This window comes from Xenorhabdus japonica (genome assembly GCF_900115195.1).
In the GTDB taxonomy this organism is placed as follows: domain Bacteria; phylum Pseudomonadota; class Gammaproteobacteria; order Enterobacterales; family Enterobacteriaceae; genus Xenorhabdus; species Xenorhabdus japonica.
Genome location: NZ_FOVO01000075.1, coordinates 1 through 2,622 on the forward strand (window position 1 = coordinate 1; position 2,622 = coordinate 2,622).

Annotated in this window: 1 protein-coding gene and 3 pseudogenes; 2 read left to right on the top strand and 2 right to left on the bottom strand. The window is 38.7% G+C overall.

The window, feature by feature from the left end; translation table 11 throughout:
• Nucleotides 1-104, bottom strand: a pseudogene (locus BM135_RS17620) (IS110 family transposase); the annotation flags it as partial.
• Between BM135_RS17620 and BM135_RS16275 the strand changes: the two are divergent.
• Together BM135_RS16275 and amt are read left to right on the top strand one after the other, a co-directional pair.
• A pseudogene (locus BM135_RS16275) lies at nucleotides 104-295 on the top strand (transposase); the annotation flags it as partial. The pseudogenes BM135_RS17620 and BM135_RS16275 overlap by 1 nt on opposite strands.
• A gap of 18 nt (nucleotides 296-313) precedes the next feature.
• Nucleotides 314-1,349, top strand: a pseudogene (gene amt / locus BM135_RS16280) (ammonium transporter); the annotation flags it as partial.
• 10 nt (nucleotides 1,350-1,359) lie between these two features.
• On the opposite strand, the gene tesB reads toward amt, so the two are convergent.
• Nucleotides 1,360-2,223, bottom strand: coding sequence for an acyl-CoA thioesterase II (gene tesB, locus BM135_RS16285; protein WP_092521568.1), 864 nt, complete (start codon nucleotides 2,221-2,223; stop codon nucleotides 1,360-1,362).
• Between the last annotated feature and the right edge of the window lie 399 nt (nucleotides 2,224-2,622).

The following is a 2,622-nucleotide window of genomic DNA, read 5'->3' on the forward strand; positions in this document are numbered from 1 at the left end:
TCAGCAAGAATGGCATCAAAACCATCAGAGTCGTTACTTGCAGTGAACTGTGCAAACTCATGACTGGCAGCGATGTCCAGTGTGGCTTTAGAAACTGTGATCAAGGCGTTTTATTATCGAAACGGTTAATGGGCAATTAAAAAATATCTGTCAAATAGAACATGCTCGTCATCGAAGTATGAAAGGATTTCTGTTGACTGTTTTAACGGGGTTAATGGCTTATTGTCATAAAAAGAAGAAACCATCACTGAAAGTTTTCTACTCAGAAGAAAAAGATATTCCAGTGACGGCTTAAACAGAATTGGGGTTAAATACGATACTTGTACTTTTTATGACTATACCTGGTATTGCCTTATTTTATGGGGGGTTACTACGCAGCAAAAATGTTTTATCACTGATGTCGCAGATTATTGTCAGCTTTTCATTGGATTGTGTGCTCTGGGTTATTTATGGATATAGTATGACTTTTGGAATGGGTAATTATTTTTGGGGTGGCTTTGATCAGGTCATGTTGAAAAATATATCTATAACTGATTTAAATGGCAGTTTTTATCAGTTGATCCATGTTGTTTTCCAAGGTGCATTTGCGTGTATTACTGTTGCTTTGATTGTAGGGGCTTTATGTGAAAGAGTTCGTTTTTCAGCTTTGTTGATTTTTAGTGCATTGTGGTTGACAGCATCTTATATTCCCATGGCCCATATAGTGTGGGGAGGTGGTTGGCTTGCTAAAGATGGAGCTTTGGATTTTGCTGGTGGGCCTGTTGTCCACATCAATGCAGCAGCTGCAGGGCTAGTTGGTGCTTACTTACTTGGTAAGCGTTCAGGTTTTGGGCGGGAAGCATTTAAACCTCATAACTTATCAATGACTTTTATTGGAACAGCGATCCTTTACATTGGTTGGTTTGGCTTTAATGTGGGATCTGCGGGAACAGTGAATGGTATCTCAGCGTTAGCTTTAGTGAATACGGTGGTAGCAACGGCAGGCGCGGTATTGTCATGGATTTTCTTTGAGTGGTTGTTTCGCCAGAAGCCTTCGCTTTTAGGGGCATGTTCCGGATGTATTTCTGGTTTAGTGGTCATTACACCTGCTGCTGCAACAGTTGGAATTGGTGGCGCATTGGTAATGGGACTGATTGCAGGCATTACAGGCTTATGGGGTGTGGTCATATTGAAGAGATGGTTACGTGTTGATGATGTCTGTGATGTTTTCGGGATACATGGAGTATGCGGCGTCGTTGGTCGTTGGTTGTTTGTTGACTAGTATTTTTACTTCATCCGCTTTAGGAGGAACAGGCTTTCCCAAAGGAATGACAATGCTAAGACAGTTTGGCATTCAGGTTATTAGTATACGGTATTGATTCAATTCATTATAGCTTTCGGATTACGTCCCTCCTGAACAGCAGAAGCGATAAGCACACCTGAACGGTTATAGATATGCCCACGAACAAAACCACGGGTACCTGATGCAGATGGGCTTTCGATTGAATAAAGTAACCAATCATCCATACTGAAAGGGCGATGATACCACATTGAGTGGTCAATTGTGGCTATTTGCATATTTTTTTCCATAAACTCTACATCATGAGGCTGTAATGCTGTAGGTAAAAAATTGAAATCTGATGCGTAGCCCAGCAGACAATGATGAATGAATGGATCTTCTGGCATTTTTCCATTGCTACGGAACCAAACATAACGCACAGGGACTTGGGATGAATGATTGGGTAGCTTTTGAAGGGGAACTAGCTTCATTTCCAATGGTGCGACGGAAAAAGTTTTTTTTAATTGAGGAGAGAGTGAGTTAGCCATTTTTTTCACAATTTCCTCTTGGGACTCTAACTCTTCGGGAGGGGGGATCAGAGGCATGATATTTTGGTGTTCAAAACTTTTTTCATGTCCTTGAAAGGAAGCCGTCATGTAGAAAATAGGATGACCATTTTGTATTGCGCTGACACGGCGGGCGCTGAAACTTTTTCCATCACGTAATATTTCAACATAATACACAATGGGTTTATGGCTATCACCTGGGCGTAGAAAATAGCTATGGAAAGAGTGAATCATTCTATCATTCGCTACGGTTTGTTTTGCTGCATATAGAGCTTGACCTATTACTTGTCCGCCGAAAACCTGAGGAAATCCTAAGTCTTCACTTTGTCCTCGGTAAATTCCTTCTTCTATTTTTTCTAAGTGTATCAAGTTAATTAAGTATTGTAATGCTTGGCTCATAACATGCCTTTAGTGTTTAAAAGCGTTTAAAAAGTATAAACGAAAAATTATAGATAATAAGTTTTTTATTTACTCGAAAGTAAATGGGATCATTGTAAATGAAATTATCCTTGTGTTTTTATTTTAGATGTGAATTATTACGATTAATTTTATCAATGCTTATCAAATAATGCGAATGTATTGTTTTAGTTGTCTGTGTATTGATTTATATGGTTATTTTTTACTTTTAAGTAATGGAGGATAGGGAAATTGGTATTTGATTTAGGTAGATTATGGCAGTGAATTTATGTGATTTTTATATGATCTTGGATTCACATATTAAGCGCAACACCGTAATGAACGAAGTAAATGAGTGGGTATTCCTTTAAATAACTCATTCGGTGTTTTGTAATCTCGTGT

Bases quoted from the DNA above. Each gene is read 5' to 3' on its own strand.
- tesB (WP_092521568.1), bottom strand. From the start codon at position 2,223: ATGAGCCAAGCATTACAATACTTAATTAACTTGATACACTTAGAAAAA.